Origin of the sequence: Cytobacillus purgationiresistens, assembly GCF_030813235.1 — a bacterium.
In the GTDB taxonomy this organism is placed as follows: Bacteria; Bacillota; Bacilli; order Bacillales; family Cytobacillaceae; genus Cytobacillus; species Cytobacillus purgationiresistens.
In genome coordinates, this window is the sequence record NZ_JAUSUB010000019.1 from 1 (window position 1) to 19,138 (window position 19,138).

The 19,138-nt window shown below is 39.1% G+C and carries 15 protein-coding genes; 1 reads left to right on the forward strand and 14 read right to left on the reverse strand.

The window, feature by feature from the left end; all coding sequences use genetic code 11:
* Positions 1 to 208 precede the first annotated feature (208 nt).
* From J2S17_RS18720 to J2S17_RS18785, 14 genes are all read right to left on the reverse strand, one after another.
* Entirely contained in the window at positions 209 to 430 is a 222-nt protein-coding gene (locus tag J2S17_RS18720) for a YozE family protein (RefSeq protein ID WP_307477296.1), read from the reverse strand.
* A gap of 76 nt (positions 431 to 506) precedes the next feature.
* Entirely contained in the window at positions 507 to 806 is a 300-nt protein-coding gene (locus J2S17_RS18725) for a YokU family protein (protein WP_370875068.1), read from the reverse strand.
* Between the two features lie 65 nt (positions 807 to 871).
* Entirely contained in the window at positions 872 to 2,287 is a 1,416-nt protein-coding gene (kamA, locus tag J2S17_RS18730) for a lysine 2,3-aminomutase (RefSeq protein WP_307477298.1), read from the reverse strand.
* A 208-nt stretch (positions 2,288 to 2,495) separates the two neighbouring features.
* Entirely contained in the window at positions 2,496 to 3,908 is a 1,413-nt protein-coding gene (locus J2S17_RS18735; protein WP_370875069.1) for a sigma-54 interaction domain-containing protein, read from the reverse strand.
* Between the two features lie 85 nt (positions 3,909 to 3,993).
* Positions 3,994 to 4,848, reverse strand: a complete 855-nt coding sequence (gene ablB / locus J2S17_RS18740) for a putative beta-lysine N-acetyltransferase (protein ID WP_307477300.1) — start codon at positions 4,846 to 4,848, stop codon at positions 3,994 to 3,996.
* Between the two features lie 56 nt (positions 4,849 to 4,904).
* Positions 4,905 to 6,326, reverse strand: a complete 1,422-nt coding sequence (locus tag J2S17_RS18745; protein ID WP_307477301.1) for an aldehyde dehydrogenase family protein — start codon at positions 6,324 to 6,326, stop codon at positions 4,905 to 4,907.
* A gap of 188 nt (positions 6,327 to 6,514) precedes the next feature.
* Positions 6,515 to 7,783, reverse strand: a complete 1,269-nt coding sequence (locus J2S17_RS18750; protein ID WP_307477302.1) for a peptidase — start codon at positions 7,781 to 7,783, stop codon at positions 6,515 to 6,517.
* A 39-nt stretch (positions 7,784 to 7,822) separates the two neighbouring features.
* Positions 7,823 to 8,482 (reverse strand): 3-oxoacid CoA-transferase subunit B, encoded by a 660-nt coding sequence (locus J2S17_RS18755; protein ID WP_307477303.1) that lies wholly within the window; start codon positions 8,480 to 8,482, stop codon positions 7,823 to 7,825.
* A complete protein-coding gene (locus J2S17_RS18760; protein WP_307477304.1) occupies positions 8,467 to 9,159 on the reverse strand; it encodes a CoA transferase subunit A in 693 nt (230 codons plus the stop codon). The genes J2S17_RS18755 and J2S17_RS18760 overlap by 16 nt, the downstream gene beginning before the upstream one ends.
* Entirely contained in the window at positions 9,152 to 10,519 is a 1,368-nt protein-coding gene (locus J2S17_RS18765; protein ID WP_307477305.1) for an aspartate aminotransferase family protein, read from the reverse strand. The genes J2S17_RS18760 and J2S17_RS18765 overlap by 8 nt, the downstream gene beginning before the upstream one ends.
* Positions 10,520 to 11,426: 907 nt before the next feature.
* Positions 11,427 to 11,675 (reverse strand): hypothetical protein, encoded by a 249-nt coding sequence (locus J2S17_RS18770; protein ID WP_307477306.1) that lies wholly within the window; start codon positions 11,673 to 11,675, stop codon positions 11,427 to 11,429.
* A gap of 245 nt (positions 11,676 to 11,920) precedes the next feature.
* Positions 11,921 to 16,117, reverse strand: a complete 4,197-nt coding sequence (locus J2S17_RS18775; RefSeq protein ID WP_307477307.1) for a tetratricopeptide repeat protein — start codon at positions 16,115 to 16,117, stop codon at positions 11,921 to 11,923.
* Between the two features lie 213 nt (positions 16,118 to 16,330).
* A complete protein-coding gene (locus J2S17_RS18780) occupies positions 16,331 to 17,314 on the reverse strand; it encodes a S66 family peptidase (RefSeq protein WP_307477308.1) in 984 nt (327 codons plus the stop codon).
* Between the two features lie 136 nt (positions 17,315 to 17,450).
* Positions 17,451 to 17,627: a YjcZ family sporulation protein gene (locus tag J2S17_RS18785; RefSeq protein WP_307477309.1), complete on the reverse strand. Its 177-nt coding sequence runs from the start codon at positions 17,625 to 17,627 to the stop codon at positions 17,451 to 17,453.
* A 236-nt stretch (positions 17,628 to 17,863) separates the two neighbouring features.
* On the opposite strand from J2S17_RS18785, the gene J2S17_RS18790 reads away from it, so the two are divergent.
* Positions 17,864 to 18,958: an SGNH/GDSL hydrolase family protein gene (locus tag J2S17_RS18790; RefSeq protein WP_307477310.1), complete on the forward strand. Its 1,095-nt coding sequence runs from the start codon at positions 17,864 to 17,866 to the stop codon at positions 18,956 to 18,958.
* The last annotated feature ends 180 nt before the right edge of the window (positions 18,959 to 19,138 follow it).

Sequence of the window (19,138 nt, forward strand, 5' to 3'; positions counted from 1 at the left end):
GGTTTCCTCTCTTCCGGGCACTAGTTGAGCGATCTAGTTACCCCTTTCCTCCGGTTTCCTCTCTTCCGGGCACTAGTTGAGCGGTCTAGTTACCCGAGCAGCACTTTCCTAACCAACTTGGCCATTAGTTGGAGCACCCAGTTCACCTTTCACCAAAAAAAAAGATAACTCAAAGATCCCCTCTGAATTATCTTTATTCTAATCGTTATTAACATTCTGCCACTATATATAATTCCCAAGCTTCATCAAACACTGTCATGCTTTCGAGATACAGTGCATTTAATTCCAAATAAGAACTAAGTTCATGGTAATCCTGTGAGATTTTTGGAAAACTGTGATCTTCATAAGCATTATTAGCAAAGATACTGATGGCATCAGGTGGTTCAGGATGCCGATACTTCATTAAAAAATGATAAAACGATTTTGACATATTACCGACTTCCTTTTTGATGAAATGATACTTTTCATCATGAAGGAAGCGATAGAATAAATCAAGAATTAATCATCTATTCTTGTCCTGGGTAGCTCGAAAAGTCGAAATAGTTTCTTTTTAATAGTCTTGGCTGGGCCATTAGATCTTCGTAGCTAATTTCATTGCCAACAGCATTTGTATTTATTAAAAATAGCTGATCTTCTATGACTTTGACCGTATTTTCTGTTTGATACTCCATTTCGCATGAATGGCAGGTAATTGAAGGTGTTTGGCGAATTTCTATCGCTCTTGAACCATCTGGCAATTCCCAGAAAACACTATTCTTGCTACTGGTAACCTTTTCGCTTTCACACCAAGCGCAAGTCTGTGCCACATCCATCCCTCCTTATTCGCATTCTTTTGCTGACCTATTAGGAGCTTTTGCCCCCATAATCGAACTTATTCGTTCGTAGCAGCTGTTTCTGAATCAGTTTGCTTTCGTTGCTCAGCTTTGAATTTCTTCTCCTTTAATTCATCGCGTTTTTCCCGTTTATCCTTTAAGCTAGCATGTGCGGGGTCATGATCATAATTATCTCGACGGTTTAACCGCTCTAGCCCGTTCGGAACAAGATTAAATGCCTCATCATTCATTAAGCCTGCTATGCCTGCCTTTGATTTCATGCCATCTAAGTCACCATATATTTGCTGGAAATATCCCTCTGCTCGCCCTGGTACATAGCTTTCTGGCTCTGGATACGTTGTAATGACCCCTTCAAAGTTGCGCAAGACCACTTTTTCCGCACTTTGTGAGATTAAGTAATTTGGCTGAAGAGATATTTTCCCTCCTCCGCCTGGTGCATCTACCACAAATGTTGGAACAGCATAGCCTGAAGTATGTCCTCTCAGACCTTCAATAATCTCAAGGCCCTTGGAAACTGGTGCACGGAAATGACCGATCCCCTCTGAAAGGTCACATTGATAAATATAATAAGGGCGCACGCGAATTTTAACGAGATCATGCATTAACTTTTTCATGATTGGTACGCTATCATTAATTCCTGCAAGGATGACAGACTGATTACCAACAGGGACACCTGCATTTGCCAGCATTTCACAAGCCAGTTTTGATTCTTCTGTAATTTCAATTGAAGTATTAAAGTGAGTGTTTAACCAAACTGGATGATATTTTTTCAAAATATTGCATAAATTTTCTGTAATTCTCTGTGGAAAGACGACAGGTGCTCTCGTGCCAATTCTAATGATTTCCACATGATCAATTTCACGAAGATTCTTCAGAATGTATTCAACAATATTGTCGTTAATTAATAGTCCGTCTCCACCTGATAATAGGACGTCACGAACTTCCGGAGTATTACGGATATATTCAATTGCAGCATCAAGCTGCTTCTTGGGTACACCCATGCCAATTTGTCCTGAGAATCTTCTTCTCGTACAATAGCGGCAATACATTGAGCACTGGTTTGTAACTAAAAATAAGACGCGATCAGGATAGCGATGAGTTAGCCCAGCGACTGGTGAATCTTCATCCTCGTGAAGCGGGTCCTCCAAATCATATTTTGTTTTATTGATTTCTTCTGAGATAGGCACTGATTGCATTCGAATAGGACAACGTGGGTCATCCGGGTTCATTAATGAAGCATAATAAGGCGTTATATTTAAAGGAATCGTTTTCGTTGAGATTCTAACACCTTCTTCTTCCTCAGGTGTAAGATTAATTACCTTTTTTAAATCATCCAAGGTACGAATGGTATTGGTTAATTGCCAAAGCCAATCATTCCATTTTTCTTCAGGTACATCCTTCCACAGCTCAATATCTTTCCAATGACGATCTGGCTTATACAAAAATGGTTTCATGTGTATTCCCCTTTCAAAGTAGTCATCGTATCTATTACTTGCAATTCCTGTGCCACTTATCTTATTTATCACTATAAGCTATGCGAACTAAAGGCATCTGGGTACATGTGGAGATGTTGATGGCAATGGAAAAACAAGGATTTATAAAAAGATGATTATTTCTGAATTCAATGAGTAAAGGAGCAAGTAGAAAATAAAAAAATGCCGATTATTCGGCATTCGCAGTTTCTAGCTTTTGGAGTTTATATTGTAACGTTTGTCTAGGTATTTCTAATAGCTTAGCGGCTTTAAGGATATTCCCTTCCGTTTTTAACAAGGCTGTTTCGATTAGATCCTTCTCTATTCCAGCAATTCTTTCTCGTAAAGACATACTTTCCTCCACTGCATCAGAGGTCCGATTTCTTGTCTGCTGCTTTAGCATAATAGGAAGGTCAGCCTCGCATAAAGTATCTCCTTCACAGACATTCATCATATATTCAATGGTGTGTTTTAATTCTCTTACATTTCCCGGCCATTTGTATTGTGCGAATAAATGCTTTACCTGATTGTTCACACCGCTTATATTTTTATGAAACCGTTGATTATAAGTCTGAATAAAATGATCTGTCAGGAAGAAAATATCCTCTGTTCGCTCCCTTAAAGGAATCAGCTCGAAAGTTAATACATTTAAGCGATAAAATAAGTCTGTCCGGATTTTTTGCTTTTCCATTGCTTGTCGCGGATGAATATTCATTGCGGCAATTACGCGAAAATTAACATATGTGCTTGTTGTACTGCCGATTCTTCTTACTTGCCCATCCTCAATTACCCGCAAAAGCTTCGCTTGTAGTTCAATAGGCATCGCATGAATTTCATCAAGGAATAATGTACCTCCATCTGCTAGTTCAAACAATCCAGGACGATCAAGCGCGCCGGTATAACTGCCTTTTGCCGTCCCAAATAATACACTTTCAAGTAGCGATTCAGGAATAGCTGCACAATTTTGCGCAATAAACGGTGCATCAGGTCGTAATGAAGCATGGTGAATTCCTTGAACAAACAGTTCCTTGCCTGATCCACTCTCACCAAAAACTAAAATCGGAGAGTCTGATTTTGCGAGCTTCTTAGCTTCTTCTTTAATTCCTTTCATTTTGTTATTCGCAGTTAGCAAACTATCCAATGTATACTGAATACTATTGTTGCTCACTTGTTTTTTCTTGGTTCTTGGCTTACTTACCATATTTCTCAGATCCATCAAGCTCTCACTTAAAAGCTTCAATCGGGAATAATCCTTGGCGATTTCAACCGCGCCAGCAATCCTCCCATCGACTTGAATGGGGAGCGTCGTATTGATTGTTTCAATCTGATCGCCATGCAGATTTACATAGCTTTGCGTTTCATTGAAAATAGGCTTATTTGTTTCCATTACCTTAAGTAAAGTACTCGTTCCGTCGTTTAATGATGGAAAAACGGATAATAAAGGTTTCCCTAACACTTCATTCACATTTAATCCATCATGCTTAGCAGCAATATCATTATAATAAATGGTGTTGCCTTCAAGGTCTACAACATGGATACCTTCATCGATGCCATTCAGTATGGCTGCAAGAATTTCTTTAGAAATCCCACGTTCTTCAGCCACCCTCATTCCCCCTCTAATCATGATTGTTGTTCAAGTGCTGAAAGTTCGTCATTTCACTGCCCGTTTTTCGGCAAAAATAAAAATATTATGAATTAACTAAATTTTTAACCCAAACATTCATATCTTCAAGCTTGTCAAAAATATAGCAGTTATTCAACAACCTCCCTCTGTAATCGTAGCCTAACTGATGAAGTACTCTATTCATTCCAAATGATAAAGCTCTTGCAATCGAATAGGCACAATAAATACCATGGTCTTTTAATTCATCCTCTAGCCTCTGCAGTAAAACCTTCATTAGTCCATGCTTCCGATGCTCTATAAGAGTAGCGCAATCGGTTAATTCCGCATTTTTATAAAAGCTATTTACTTCTGCTGATGCCGCACTTACACATTCGCCTTCATACATGAATCCATAATAGATTGTTCCTTCTTCCATGGTTTGCTTAATATAATTCGGATCATGCAGCGGTGTAGGATAAACTTGAAATACTTTTTTATATAGTGCTGCCAGTTTTTCAACATCTGTTTCCTGAATTTTTTCTAATCTATATTCAGGGGGAATATGGTCAACTTCGTTATTCCGATCCAGTTTTAGCACGCTTTCCATTAGGTCATCTTCCTTCAGCCAATGGTTACTGTTCCTCCTTTCACCCTGATAATATTTACAGAAAAAATAGAGATCAGAACCTAAAAAATATCGGTCTATTTTAGCTTCACAAAGAAAACCTTTCTCTAAAAGATGGTGATAATCCTCCTTCCTTGCCTTTATTATCAGTTTCTCAGCTCCATTTTTCTTTGCATGCTTTTCTGCCATCTCCATCACTAATCCAATATTGCCTGTCATATCGTCAATGCGCAGACGCTTATTATAATTGTCAATATACATTTGCATCGAATAATTTCTCTCTTGGATGACGTTCATTTCTGCTGTCTCATTCACTATTATCTCCCCCAAATATTAAGATTGCCCGGTGTCGGCACCGGGCAATCTTAAGCCTAATTTATATGGAAGCTGACAAGTTTCATCTCTGTCATCTCTTCGATCGCATACTTGATTCCTTCTCTTCCAGTGCCGCTCTGCTTTACACCGCCATATGGCATATGATCGACTCTAAAGGTTGGGAAGTCATTGATCATTACCCCGCCAACATGAAGATCTTTAGCTGCTTTGAAGCCTTTTTGAAGATCATTTGTGAAAACGCCCGCTTGCAGGCCATATTTTGAATCGTTAACCCATTCAAGCGCCGTATTGAAATCGTTGAATGCATTGATATGAACAACAGGGGCAAAGGCTTCTTCGCATGAAATTCTCTCCGTCAACCCAACATTTAAAAGGATAGTTGGATGAAGTACACCGTCTGTTGACTTCCCTCCTAAAGCAAGCTCAGCTCCACTTTCGATTGCTTCATCTATCCAGCTTTGGGCCCTTTCAACATCCCCTTTAGAAATAAGCGCAGAAATATCTGTCTGCTCGTCAAGCGGATCACCAATTTTAAGTTTCTTTGCTTCCTCAACAAATCTTTCAACAAATGGTTTAAATACTGATTCGTGAACAAAAATTCGCTGTACAGATATACAAACTTGGCCTTGAAAGGCAAATGCTCCTGCTGCAATCCGGGGAACAATTTTTTCGATATTTGTATGCTCATCAATGACAACTGCTGAATTTGAGCCCAGCTCAAGCGTGACTTTCTTTAATCCTGCATTTTCTCTAATCGATTTGCCTACCTCTGGACTTCCGGTAAAGGTAATCATCGAGATACGTTCATCATTAATAAGCACATCTCCTACCTCACTTCCGCTGCCTGTCACCACATTTAAAGCACCGCTCGGCAGTCCTGCTTCATGAAAGTATTCAGCAATTTTATATGACGACAACGGTGTTTGACTAGCAGGTTTCAACACAACTGCATTTCCTGCAGCAATGGCAGGGCCAACTTTATGGGCAACAAGATTCATTGGAAAATTAAATGGTGTAATGGCCCCGATCACCCCTAAAGGTTCTCTCACTGTGTAGGCAACTCTCCCTTCCCCTCCAGGCGCTCCGTCCATTGGAATGGTTTCACCATATATTCTTCTCGCTTCCTGCGCGGCAAATTGATAGGTCATGATTGTTCGATCCACTTCCGTAATAGCTGCCTTGATTGGCTTCGCCGCCTCGCGTGAGATGATTTTTGCACATTCTATACGGTCTTGCTTTAACAAAGCTACTACCTTTTCTAAAATATCAGCCCGCTTATGCGCAGGCATTGCTCTCATTTCCTTCGCCGCTTCTGCAGCTGCATCAATTGCATTGGTGACATCCTCAGCTGAGCTTTGTGCCACATCTGCAATAATTTCTTCATTATAAGGACTTTTCAAACTTTTATATGCCTGTGATTCCTCACGTTTACCGTTAATCCATAGTAGTTGCTGCATAATCGATTTCCTCCCTTAGATTATTTATATACCCACTATTGGTAAATCTTCATCTATTAAATTATGACCTACTGCTATTGTATAGGAAATCGATGGCAAATTTCATCTAATCAAACTGGTGTATATAGATTATTTAATAAGCTGCGCTTAAATAAGAAAAGGCTATCGCTAAAACATTCGCTCAAATATTATTCATCGCTCATCCCGCACCAATCTACTATTGTATGTGCAATAATCTCGGCTGCAGTAAACACCTCATCAATATGGATATATTCATTTACATCATGCGCGGACGCTGTTACTCCTGGTCCGATTACTACAACCGGAGTATTGCCAATATTAGAAAGAATCCCGCCATCGGTTCCCCATGGCGAAGCTTCAATGATCGGCTTTTCATTTTTTACTTTTTCAAAAGCATGAGAGATAGATGCCATTAATGGATGTTCAACCTCTAAATTTCCAGGCAGCCAGCGCCCCCCAAACCATTCAATTGCAGGCGGATTCTTCTGCAGCCATTCATCCTGGGCAGAGGCCTCAGCGACACAGTTCTCCAGCTCTTTCTCAACATCTTTCATCTGTTCATTAGGAGCAACGCCTATTCTGCCTTCAATTGTTGCAATATCTGGTACAGAGGATGGCCACTGACCGCTATTCATTTTACCAATATTCAAAGGGATGGGAATCGGGATGCGATCATAAAGGGGGTCATCTATTCTTTCATTCCTCTTATTCTCTAACTCTTGTAAATGCTTAATTAACTGCATTGCCTTTTCAATCGCATTCACACCTTCATACCTGGTCCCACCATGTGCCGATCGGCCTTTAACCGTTATTCTAAACCACATCGAACCTTGTTGTTTAGGGAAAACCTTCATATTAGTAGGTTCAGGAATAATCGCTCCATCTGCCTGGTAGCCTCGTAATACGGCGGCCAAGGTTCCAGCCCCTCCACTTTCCTCTTCTATAACGCTTTGGAAAATCACATCGCCCTTCAGTTTAATTCTTGAAGAAATAATTGCCTCCATCGCGAGCAAAAGGGACACAGATCCGCCTTTCATATCTGTTGATCCTCGGCCATAAAGCTTTCCATCTTCAATATATCCGCTATAGGGATCATGCTCCCAATCATTTTCATCGCCTTCAGGCACGACATCAATATGACCATTTAATATTAGTGACTTCCCACCGCCGCTTCCTTTTAAAACAGCAACGACATTTGGATTTCCAGTGAAATCTGTTCGGTCTGAACAATAGGCAGGGTGCTTGGTGAGCTCCTCTCCACCAATTTCCCAGATATCTAAAGTTAACCCAAGCTTGCGGCATTTTTCAATGATGACCGCTTGCGCGCCGCTCTCCAAACCACGCGTACTATTTTCTTGAACGAGTCTTTGGAGAAATCTCGTACCTTTTCCTCTATTCCCCCATAACCAATCTTCTATTTTTTTCTCATATTCCATATAGAATCACTCCTTATTTTGAAGTGGAGATTTCGATGTTTAAATGACTTTCAGCTCTTTATTAGTATTGAAGGTACAACCAGTGTTTAATATAACCTCTTCGATGGTGTGCGGAGCAAATACTTCCGTTAATTCAAGGCCTTCTTTCCCAAGAGTAAAAACTGCCATATCCGTTATAATCATATCTACGCAACCGGATGATGTTAATGGCAGAGTGCATGACTCGACGATCTTTGATTTCCCGTGTTTATCTGTCTGGTTCATTACTACAATGACTTTTTTAGCTTTTTGGGCTAGCTCCATTGCTCCCCCCATTCCCGGTACTTTTTTTCCCGGGACAATCCAATTTGCAAGATCTCCTTTTTCACTGACTTGCAGCGATCCTAAAATTGTCATATCGACCCTGCCTCGTCGGATCATTCCAAAAGAAATCGTGCTATCACAATAAGATCCGCCAGGGAGAAGGGAAACCGGAAAGCCCCCTGCGTTGCATAAATTTGCGTCTTCAGCCCCAGCTTCTGGGCTTGGACCCATTCCAGTAATGCCATTTTCAGCGTGGAACATGACCAACATACCTTCAGGCAAATGATTAGGAACGAGCGAAGGAATCCCAATTCCTAAATTGACGACCATCCCTTGCCTGATTTCCATCGCTGCTCTTCTAGCAATCTTATTCCTTATATCTACTCCCAAGCCCATTTCCAGTTCACTCCTTCTGAAGGAATTATATAATCAACAAATACTCCAGGCGTGATGATTTCATCAGGATGCAAACTGCCTAATGGTACAATTTCCTCGACTTCAGCAATCGTAATATCTCCAGCCATCGCACAGAGCGGATTGGTATTGCGGGCACTTTTGTCATAAATTAAATTTCCATATGAATCAGCTTTTTTAGCGTATATTATCGATATTTCCGCAGTTAGTGCGGGTTCCACTAAGTATTCCTGCTTCCCTATTGTGCATGTTTGTTTGCCTGCTGTTACGATCTCATTATCCATCCCAATATCGGAAAGAATGGCTGGAATCCCCATTCCTCCTGCTCTGATTCTTTCAGCCAGTATACCTTGAGGGCAAAATTCCACATCCATCTTCCCATCGGTCATTAGTTGACCTGCGATAGGATTGGAGCCGATATGAGAGGTCGTGATTCTTCGCACCCTGCCCTGGCTGACAATCTGCCCGATTCCGATATGAGGAAACCCTGTATCATTCCCTATCAGCGTTAAATCTTTAATCCCTGATTGAAGAATGGCTTCGATTATGGTAGGAGGCGACCCAACGCCTCCGAATCCACCGTACATCAATGTCATCCCATCATGAAAATGCCTGATTAATTCATCTGCAGTTGTGATTTTTTGGAAAGGATTATTCATTTTGGCTTTCCTCTCCTTTGGAAATATTTATATACTGTTCAAAAAACTGTTGCAGCGTTTCTTTAAGCCGTTTAATTAATTCTTCCATCTCTTTATTTGATATCGTTAAAGGCGGAGCTATCATCACCGCATCACCGCTCACCCCATCTGAACCCGCACCAGCTGGATAAAGAAGCAAGCCATTCATTTGTGCCAAGCTGATAAGACGTTCAGTTACTTGATAATCTCTAGGGAATGGTATCTTGTCAGCTGGATTCTGCACAAACTCTAAGCCTATCATTAGTCCCCTGCCTCGAACATCTCCTATAAAAGGATACTGCTTTTGTAGCTCCAATAATTCATTCATTAAAAAAGCGCCTTTTTTCTCTACTTCAGGAATAATTTTGTTTTTTTCCAAATATTCTATGACTGCAAGTGACACTGCACAAGCCTGGGGGTTGGCGCTTAATGTATGGCCGCCCATTATCGTTTTTGATCCCTTTAAGACAGGCTCCATCACATGATCGCCAACTAAGGTGGCAGCGATTGGGGTATATCCCGCCCCCATTCCCTTTCCAAGTGTTACAATATCCGGTTCAATATCCCATTGTTCACAAGCAAGCATCGTACCAGTCCTGCCAAAGCCTGTCATGACTTCATCAGCAATGAAAAGGATATTATGTCTTTCACAAATTTCTTTAATAACCTTGTAGTAATCCTTCGGCGGAGTAATGGCTGCACCGGCTGCACCAATCACTGGCTCAGCAATGAAGGCGGCAATATGATCAGCTCCGATTCTTTTAATTATGGTCTCTAATTCATGAGCGCATAAATAGCCGCACTCCGGGGCCTCTTTGTTATAAGGACACCGATAACAATAAGGGGGCTGAATAACAGGAAAATCCTCAAGCAGCGGAATAAAGCGTGCACGCCTGCCTGTATGCCCTGACATCGATAAAGCTCCCATCGTAATTCCGTGGTAGCTCATCCAGCGTGATAATACTTTTGTCTTTGTAAAAACTCCTTTTTCCTGCCAATATTGAATGGCGATTTTCATTGCCGTTTCTGTTGCCTCTGAACCGCTATTTACAAAGAAACACCAATTTAAATTAGGCAGTGAAAGGTTGGCAATTTTACGAGCAAGCTTTTCTGCTGGCTCACTCGTAAATTGCGAGCGGTAAACAAATGAAACCTTTTTTGCCTGCTCCTGCATTGCGTCGATGATTTCTTGAACACCATGGCCAATATTCGCAGTGATTGCACCAGATGATGCGTCTAAATACTCCTTTCCTTCTGCATCATATAAATACACACCTTTTCCATAATCAATTAACGGATAGTCAGCGTCTAAAACCGGCTTGATTAAAAAGGTTCGATCCATATCACGATCCCTCCATCTCTAAAAAAGCGCCTAAATGCGCTTGTCATGAAAAAAAAGAGACAATTCATATCATGCAGAAGAAGAATGGCCATGTTAGCAATACTCTATTTTATCCATCACAAGCACCGCTGATCTTGGATTTAATCCATTTAGTTCAATTGTATGTGTAAAGCCCGTAAATCTTTCTTAAAGTTTTTTTATAGAAAAGGTATTTGGAATAACGGCATAAGTATTTATTCAATCACTATGAAGTTAGGCCGAAGAAGATCCTGAGCTTTAAAGCTGTTGCAAATTTCTAAAGGAGAATGATTAATTAATCCGGTGCCCGAGCATAGGCCTATCACTTGTCACCCTGATATATTCCCTAATTATCAATCAAATAAAATTACAGTGATTATATCCATTAAGAGGAAGTAAACTATTAAACAACTCTAAAAATTTTATGTACTGACCACTAACCCTCTAAATATGATAACGCTTACATAATTAATTTCTTCTCTTATTTTACCATTTTAAAACAAGAATACAATCTATAAATTCTAAATATTCTATTATTAGTAATGATATATTTGCTAGGAAAACAAAAATATGAGCCTTATTATAGGTCATATGCATTGTCAGGCTCTTTATAGTTATTCAAGTTATATCATCCATGAGCACACTATTAGGTTCCCATGCAATTCGGCTGCAAATGCCATCGCCAACTTTTATGAAGTTCAACGTGTTTACTAGTATATGAAGATTGGATAGAAAATAGTGTGTTCTTATGTCACTAAACTCCCTATAGCTGTACAATCAGGCGCGCATCTTCGTTAATGAAGATGCGCGCCTGATTGTGGACAACCTAGCAAATATAATAATTTATTACTATCCTTAACAGGGACCAGGGATCATTTTCAGATGAAAATCAACTAAATGCGCCTTCGTTATACTTATTTACCAACATCGTTCGAACAAATTGTCTGCATTCAGAAGATAAGAAAGACCTTTGAGGATGAATTAAATCGCCAAATGGCATACCACTAACAAATTTGACTTCCCCTTCAAATTCATTTCCTAAAACAGCATCGTATCCAGTGATTTTAACAAAAGTTGAATGATATTGGGTGTTATTGAAATCAATTATACTTAAAATATGATGATGTTCCTGATACATTCTGTTTCCCCCTTATTTACTGTATAACAACATCAAAAGCTGTTAACGAGAATATGTCAAGTTAGTACAAAAATAGTGGGCTAGAAATAACAAACTACCCACCCACTTTAGTGGAGAGCAACAGCCATCATAGATCTTCATCTGATTTGAAAATGACAGTGCTATGTTGCATTCAAAAATCTTACTCTATTCCAATCACTAAAATGGCTAAAGCCAAGATGCATACATCCTGGCTTTAGCCTATCTCACATCCGTGCGTACATTTCCTGAATCGCAACATCTGTTTCTGCCAGTTCTTCGAATATGCCTTCTTCGTCGTTTTTAAATACATACTGTAATAATTTATTCGCCTCATTATCGCGTTTTAATAGAGCAAGACTGCATGCTTTGAAATAGTAAGCCGCTATTATTTGCTCATCATGAGCGATTAAATCTTCGAAAACATTTAATGCCAATTCAGGTTTACCGGCATGATTATAAGCAACCCCAATTTCAATCGATAGTCCAATATCCTCGGGAAAGATATCGATTGCAACCTTGAGTACTTGAATGGCTTCCTCATGTCTCTCAGATCCATTTAGCAGATTTCCTAGTCGATAATGCGCTTCTATATTGGATGAGACCTTTTTTATCACCGTTTTATAACATTTCTCTGCTTTTTTTACTTCGCCTAACTCATTATAGGCATTTCCTTTTATTATTAGTGCTTCCACAGTGTTTCTACTATTGTCCTCGAAAGAATTCATCTGCTTAATACTCTGAAGCAAATCAGCTTCATCCCCTGTCATTTCCCCTTTAGTTAAATATAGCTGTCCAAGCTGCAGCGAAATTTCAGCATGCCCTGCATGAGCATACGCTTTTGCTAATACTTTCTCAGCTTCATCAAATAACCCAGCATTTTCATAGAAAGAAGCTAGCCTGCTTGCGGCTTCCATATTATCAGGGTCAAGCTTCACTGCCTTTTCATAGAAACGGACAATTGTGCCAGAGATGATAGCTTGCTTTGACTTCTCCTTTAATTTCCCAAAGATTTTGCCCAAATGAAAGCCCACCTGCTCTTCAGACTTATCCATTTCGTCAAAGTATGAATCAAGAGCCTTGGCAGCCTGCAAATATACTTCGCTTTTTTCTTCTGTCCTCTTTGCTAATTTATCAATGGTATCTGAAAGCTGCATCCATTTCCCGGTTTGGTCTATGAGGTTAATAAGTCCATCATATATTTCTTCATTCTCAGGATTTTCCTCTAATATGTGCAGAAGGGTTTTTTTAGCTTCGGTCCATCTTTTAAGTTTGAACTCCAACTTAAATTGACTAAGCTGGATATGAGGATGATCTGGCATGATTGCAAGGGCTTCATGCAGGTGACGCTCTGCTCTCGATAAATCACCTAGTTCAATAAAACCTTTCGCCATACTTTCAAGAAGCCAAGCTGGATCAACTTTTCCTTCACGTTCCTGTAAATGATGAAGACAATCATGAACTTCTTTTTCTGAAAGAATAGAGAAGAAATACTCCATATTCACACCTAGAGGAGAGTGCTCGAGCAGCTGCTTCATCATATTTATCTCCTCTGCCTGATCACCTTTTATTGCAGCGATTTGCGCCAGACCGGAATAGCTCCCTGCTAGGGTTGGATCAATATGAAGACTCTGGTGATATGCTTTTGCAGCCAATTGATATTGCTTCATTTTAAAATAAGTCTCCCCCATTTGATAATAGGGAAAGCTTGTTTCCACAATTGTAATTGCTTGTTTATATAATGCTAGTGCTTCGACATATAGGCCGTCCACATCAAATAAAAGGCCAGTATAACAGTGAAATTCATTCCCCAATCTTTCAGAAGTGGTAAGATCGAGGAGGAATTTTCTCGATTCTTTTACAAATGGGGAATCAATGACTAACTCAGTATAGATTTCAAGTGCATCATCTATATCATACTTAATAGATGGAATACACGATTCGATATAATCTAATCCTTCCCTAATCAAATGTTCTTCTTCTAAACTTTTTCCTGTTTCTCCTATTAACTTTCCACCGTAAATAAAATACTCTGCATCCCCTTCAAAGTCTGATCGGTGACCACGGATGAATGATATAGCAGCGTCCTTACCTTGCACAGAGGAGAGCACAGAGGCGTACCCAATAAATGATAACGCTTCTTGAGGGAATTTATCTAAACAATGAGTATACAATTCTTCCGCTTTAGACCATTCCTCCTGTTCTAGAAGGATATTGCCTAGTCTGAAGTAAAGCTGACAATCTTCACATTGCTCGATTCCCAGGACCAGTATTTTCACTGCTTCTTCCATCCGTAACTGATCCATATATAAATCAGCCAAGGCTATATAACCTTCTTGGAAATCCGGCTCTAAGGATACAGCAATTTTGAAGCCTCTTTCTGCTCTTTTAAGCTTATTCAAGGTATGATCAATCCTTGCTCTTTCAAACCAAGCTTGTCCATCCCTGCTATTCTCTTTAATAAGAAGATCATAGATTGTATTTGCTTCTAGATTTTTACCCTGTTCCGACAAAATGAGTGCATGGTTAAATCGCGTAAAACGATCGTGACCATATAGATTCATTGCAAGATCTGATAGCTTTCGGGCTTTTGGAATATCTTTGGCAAAACAATAAGAAATCGCGATATAACTCCAAAGCTGCATTTGATCTGAATCAAGCTCAAGTGCCAGCTTAAATGAACTCACTGCTTCCATATATTGATTCTGATGAAGTTCAATTTGCCCTTTTAAAAAGTGATAATAAGGACTATAAGTTTTTTTTCTGACAGATTGCAGCAACTCGGAAGCTTTCTCTATGATTTCTAGCCGTAAATAAGACTCTGCGGCATGGAGTGTATAATAATCTTCCTCTTGATACTTTTCCATAATGATTTCAATACATTGGTGAATAAATGGACTCTCGCTGTGATCAAAAATTGAATTCATTACATAGATTGGTGTGTAGGGAAACTCAAGATTCTTCTTCAAATATTGATATAATTCTCCAAACCGCTCTTCCCCATTATCTAATCCATCAGTAATCCTATGAAGCTCCCTAAAGTACTGATCCTCTTCTTTATCTAATAAATCGAGAATTGCTGATTTCTCCTCAGGAACAATAGCAATAGACATAAACGCAGTATGCTTTTGCTTTCGATCGAATTCATCGTAACCAACATATAATGTTTCAAATAGATTGGGGTCTTGAATATGGTAAATTGAAAACCTGTCATCATATCCTTTTAAAATTTGCACATGAGAATAATTTTCCATATCGACACTTAATAATATCGGAATACCTTTTTCCAATAGGGTGGAATAAACGTCATGGTTACCGATAAAATATTGACAATGATAGCCTTGGCTCTCTAAATAGCTTACCGTAGTTGAAAGCTTTGAGCCTGTGACATCAAAAATATGATGAGCCACGTCCTTTTGCACTTTTCTTTCGCCATAAAAGGCGGAAATCATTTCTACACTGGCAGGCACACAATAATTACTTTCTTGTATAATAGGTGAAATCTCAAGACTTTTTTCGTTTTTATCAATATTAAAGGTCTCAAATGAAAAGGGAGTATCTCTCAATTTTTGCTCCACAGTTAATGTCTTCAATTCACTTAGCTTTTCCGTCCGATATAAAGATACGGAATGTAAATGCAAAAAATAATCATGAAAATGGTGATAGGGAAGCATCTCATTTAGCTGATCTATGAGTACTAACATCTCATCCCACTTCTCAAGCTCAGATAGCCTTTTAACCTTGGCAAGTATTAATCCCGGCATTGAAGGGAATCTGACTAATCCTTCATTTATCACATGCACGGCCTGAGAATAATTAGCTGCACTAGCATAGTAATCTGAAAGAATCCAATAACAATGTGCCCCATATTCATCGTTCTCGATACCTTTTTTCAGCAGCTCTTCGGCTTTGCTTTTTTCCTCCATTTGCATATAGATATAGGCTAATTTATCTAATGCTGGGTGTTTTTCTATATTAAATAATGCAGCGATTTTCTCTCTCACTTCATTAAATCTTCTTAATTCGATTAAGCAATGAATTTCACAAATCATTGCTTTTACTACAAGCTCTTTATTTGTTTCTTCATTTATTTCTTCCCGCATACACGCTGAGATTTCTTCAAGTGCTTCGATTGGTTTAGCACGTTCAATTAGTTCTTCACTGTACCAAATCATTGTTTGCAGGCTATGAAAGCGCATATGAGCATATCTAGCCAGAAAACTTGAATGCTTATACATTAATCCGCGGTCAAGAAGCTTAATTAACATATGAAAATCTTCTATTGCCTGGATCCCCTGCAGCACTTGCTTCAATTCAGAGAGCTTCATTGACTTCATTTTTGATAATTCATCTGCAACTATTTGTAGCGCTTGTTCATATTGATTTCCATTGACCAATTGCTTAAGCTCACTTATTCTTTTCATTTAACACCTCAAAAGTTTCATTTCATCCCTATCATAACTGCAATGATGCGAATATACTACATATATTTAATACAAGTTGATATAGGCGGGGGAACTGGAAAGTGGCAAAGAAAAACTACTTTGCACAAGCCTGACAAGGATAGGGGTAGTCAGCTTAAAGGATGATCATTAGCCTTTTTGCTCTGTAAACAACAAAACCCTAATTGACCTCAGTCATTTAGGGTTTTGTTCGATGAAAATTTCCGTTTTTTCGTTTTCGGCAATAATTGATGCTCGTCCGCCAAAAGGAATGGCTGCAATTGGCTGTACATGGCCAAAGTTAACATTTGCAATGACCGGGATCCCTTGTAACTCTTTTTTTGACTCTATAATCTTGCTTAAAGCTGGCACAGTTATTTGCGAGTTCTTCTGAAAGCGTCCGATGATAACTGCTTTTATTGTATGGGCATCCGGCTGATGCAACAATGATTGTAAATCACGATCAAATGTTAAGGCGTGAGACTCCTCATCATCTTCAATAAAAAGTACAGCATCCTTTAATGACGGCATAAACTCCGTTCCCTGGAGAAGGTTGAGCGTGCATAAATTACCGCCAATTAGAGTACCTTCCGCTGCGCCTTCTTGCAATACAGTATATTCTCCTGCTTCTACAAACTTACGAGCCTCCTGGTCAAGATACCATGCATCATCACTCCAATGCGAGGAGGGCTCTATTTCATATGGTGCGTCGTTCGTCATCGCTTCGATAAAACCATCTAATGTATAGTCGAATCCATGCTTTACTCCAAAACTCGAGAAATGAGGACCCGAATAAGTAATTAAGCCGGTTTTTGCATAAATAGCCGCACCTAATGCGGTAATATCACTATATCCACAAAATATTTTGGGGTTATCTTTAATTAAATCAAAATCAATGTAGTTCAACAGCTGATTGGTATTATATCCTCCTATTGCTGTTAAGATTCCTTTTACATTCGAATCCGTGAATGCATCATGCAAATCCTCTACTCTCTCCTCAATTGATGAGCTAAAGAATTCATCATGTACTTCTACGTTTTTTCCATATGTAACAATAAAACCAAGATTATTTAGACGGTCTTCAGCAATCCTTACTTGTGCCGATTTCATAATCGCCATGCTTCTTGAAGGCGCAATGATACGAATCTCATCACCTGGCTTAAGTCTTTCAGCGAACATTTCTCTTCCCCCTAACATTTGAAAATAATAATATTTTATCAAATATGGGGGTTTAAAGAAATGCTTTTTAAAGAGTATTCAACTTATGCTATCTAACAAATATAAAAAGGAGGCATATTTGCCCCCTTAAAAATCATCACCAGTTTCCAGCCCAGCTAGCGCCGATGATGATTAACAAAATAAATAATACAACGATTAATGCAAAACCGCCAAATGCTCCACCGCATCCATGTCCGCCATAACCTGCTACAGGATAGTAAGGTTGTTGAGCACAAGGGTCGCATCCATATCCATATCCATGTCCATAACTCATTCCATTCACTCCTCTTTAATATTAGGCATTTTCAAAATTATCTTATGAGATAGGTTCTTGTCCTGCATGTGCATTCGCCTAGTTTTTCTTTAGAAATGTAATTTATTTTATAATAAAGCTAGACGCAGCTAGCCTCATTGCATACAATTCATTTATGGAGCAATACTTTGCTCTCATTACTCATTGTCGATTGGGAAACCATATAAACAATCAAGAATAACCAAGGGGAAACATATATGAGAAAAAATAAGCTTGGGCTGATGATGATTAGCTTTACATTGCTACTAGGTATTTCTTATTTCTTACTCCTATTTACTAAGGCAGAAGGAGCAGATCAATCTGGTACAGTGTATGAAAAAATAGCTGAAGGCAGGAATATCAACTATTTAATTATTGGAGATAGCATTGGACGCGGTTCCGGTGCTTCTGATAAAACAGAAACATGGTATAGAAAATGGGAGAGATCCTTAAAAAATGAATATGGTGTGAAAGCAAAAAGGCATTTAATCGTACAAAGCGGTGCTACCGCCTTTGAAGGCCTGAACAAGCTTGATAGTACAGAACATCTCGGTCAGATAGATGTCACCTTTATCGTATTTGGTGAAAATGATCGTAAGTATATGGACGAGGATCAGTTTTCTTACTTTTATGAAGCGCTCATTCGTAAAACAAAGAGCTTGTACCCGGATACTGAAATTATTACTCTAACAGAAAACCCATTAAATAATGAAGCTTTTGCTGGAGTTATCCTTAAACTTTCCAATCATTACCTTGCTAAAAATATTGACTTAAGACCGGCTTTTATTCATTCTGGACAATCAACTTTTGAATTAACAACCGACTTAATTCACCCAAACGACCAAGGTTATACAATCTATGCTGATACCATTTTCCAATCAACAATAAAGGCTGTTGCGAACAAAGAGGGAATCGCTATCCTGGCCCCACCTCTTATGGATAAAACAGATATAACATTACAACAGACCTCAGCCTATACGAAGGCGAGCCATCTATTTTCTAATGATGTATGGTTTAGTGATAAGGCAGGAGATACAATTGAATTCACCTTTTCAGGTCCTTTTCTCGGAGTGAAGGTGTCAAGTAATGAATTTGGCGGTATGATGGATGTTTTCATAGATGGAAAGCCTGTTAGAACAGTTTCGACTTGGTGGCCGATAGAGAAGGAGCGCCATCTATACATTGCGAGTGGATTGGACGAAGGTGTGCACAATGTTCAATTTATTGTCGCAGATCAAAAATCTGTCTATAACGTATCCGATAAAGCACAGATAAAGCTTACTTCGATTATCATGGCAAAAAATAAAGAATAGCTGACCACTCTGCAGTCAGTTATTCTTTATGAGTTTTCCAGTTATCAATCATTATAAATTTTATGGAACATTATAATAAAGGGTGTTTTCATTTACTTTGTTGCTTTTCACATCAGTGGTTGATTTCCTCTCCAGGTGCTCGCTTTCAGTTCCAATCAACTTTTTTATCAACCTATGAAA

Excerpts from the sequence above, each read along its gene's own strand:
- J2S17_RS18720 (WP_307477296.1), bottom strand. The coding sequence starts at position 430 with ATGTCAAAATCGTTTTATCATTTTTTAATGAAGTATCGGCATCCTGAA.
- kamA (WP_307477298.1), bottom strand. The coding sequence starts at position 2,287 with ATGAAACCATTTTTGTATAAGCCAGATCGTCATTGGAAAGATATTGAG.
- J2S17_RS18745 (WP_307477301.1), bottom strand. The coding sequence starts at position 6,326 with ATGCAGCAACTACTATGGATTAACGGTAAACGTGAGGAATCACAGGCA.
- J2S17_RS18750 (WP_307477302.1), bottom strand. The coding sequence starts at position 7,783 with ATGGAATATGAGAAAAAAATAGAAGATTGGTTATGGGGGAATAGAGGA.
- J2S17_RS18755 (WP_307477303.1), bottom strand. The coding sequence starts at position 8,482 with ATGGGCTTGGGAGTAGATATAAGGAATAAGATTGCTAGAAGAGCAGCG.
- J2S17_RS18760 (WP_307477304.1), bottom strand. The coding sequence starts at position 9,159 with ATGAATAATCCTTTCCAAAAAATCACAACTGCAGATGAATTAATCAGG.
- J2S17_RS18765 (WP_307477305.1), bottom strand. The coding sequence starts at position 10,519 with ATGGATCGAACCTTTTTAATCAAGCCGGTTTTAGACGCTGACTATCCG.
- J2S17_RS18770 (WP_307477306.1), bottom strand. The coding sequence starts at position 11,675 with ATGTATCAGGAACATCATCATATTTTAAGTATAATTGATTTCAATAAC.
- J2S17_RS18775 (WP_307477307.1), bottom strand. The coding sequence starts at position 16,117 with ATGAAAAGAATAAGTGAGCTTAAGCAATTGGTCAATGGAAATCAATAT.
- J2S17_RS18780 (WP_307477308.1), bottom strand. The coding sequence starts at position 17,314 with ATGTTCGCTGAAAGACTTAAGCCAGGTGATGAGATTCGTATCATTGCG.
- J2S17_RS18785 (WP_307477309.1), bottom strand. The coding sequence starts at position 17,627 with ATGAGTTATGGACATGGATATGGATATGGATGCGACCCTTGTGCTCAA.
- J2S17_RS18790 (WP_307477310.1), top strand. The coding sequence starts at position 17,864 with ATGAGAAAAAATAAGCTTGGGCTGATGATGATTAGCTTTACATTGCTA.